This is a genomic window from Mesorhizobium sp. P2_D5 (genome assembly GCF_056404355.1).
Genome location: NZ_JBFUEE010000022.1, coordinates 1 through 1,169, shown reverse-complemented (window position 1 = coordinate 1,169; position 1,169 = coordinate 1). Strand labels below are relative to the sequence as shown.

Sequence of the window (1,169 nt, the reverse complement as noted above, 5' to 3'; positions counted from 1 at the left end):
ATGGCAAAAGGTAAATTCGAGCGTAACAAGCCTCATGTGAACATCGGCACGATTGGTCACGTTGACCATGGCAAGACGTCGCTGACGGCGGCGATCACGAAGTATTTTGGCGAATACAAGCGCTATGACCAGATCGACGCGGCACCTGAGGAGAAGGCGCGCGGCATCACGATCTCGACGGCGCATGTCGAATACGAGACGGCCAACCGCCACTACGCTCACGTCGACTGCCCCGGGCACGCCGACTATGTGAAGAACATGATCACCGGTGCCGCGCAGATGGACGGCGCGATCCTGGTTGTGTCGGCTGCCGACGGCCCGATGCCGCAGACCCGCGAGCACATCCTGCTTGCCCGTCAGGTCGGCGTGCCGTCGATCGTGGTATTTTTGAACAAGGTCGACCAGGTCGACGACGCCGAGCTGCTCGAACTGGTCGAGCTCGAGGTTCGTGAGCTGCTGACCAAGAACGAGTTCCCCGGCGACGACATTCCGATCGTCAAGGGCTCGGCTCTGGCTGCTTTGGAAGATTCCGACAAGAAGATCGGCGAGGACGCGATCCGCGAGCTGATGGCTGCGGTCGACGCCTACATCCCGACSCCGGTTCGTCCGCTCGACAAGCCGTTCCTGATGCCGATCGAAGACGTGTTCTCGATCTCGGGCCGTGGCACGGTTGTGACCGGTCGCGTCGAGCGCGGCGTGGTCAAGGTCGGCGAGGAACTCGAGATCATCGGCATCCGTCCGACGACCAAGACGACCTGCACSGGCGTYGAGATGTTCCGCAAGCTGCTCGATCAGGGCCAGGCCGGCGACAACATCGGCGCGCTGCTGCGCGGCGTTGACCGTGAAGGTGTCGAGCGCGGCCAGGTTCTGGCCAAGCCGGGCACGGTGAAGCCGCACAAGAAGTTCGTGGCCGAAGCCTACATCCTGACCAAGGACGAAGGTGGCCGTCACACGCCGTTCTTCACCAACTACCGTCCGCAGTTCTATTTCCGCACGACGGACGTGACCGGCATCGTGTCGCTGCCGGAAGGCACCGAGATGGTGATGCCGGGCGACAACATCACGGTCGATGTCGAGCTGATCGTGCCGATCGCCATGGAAGAGAAGCTGCGCTTCGCTATCCGTGAAGGCGGCCGCACCGTCGGTGCCGGCATCGTCGTCACCATCAA

Annotated in this window: 1 protein-coding gene; it reads left to right on the top strand. The window is 62.3% G+C overall.

What is annotated here, in order from left to right:
• Positions 1-1,169 (top strand): elongation factor Tu (gene tuf, locus AC1DYW_RS33060; protein WP_111547790.1); only part of this gene is annotated, 1,169 nt, incomplete at its 3' end.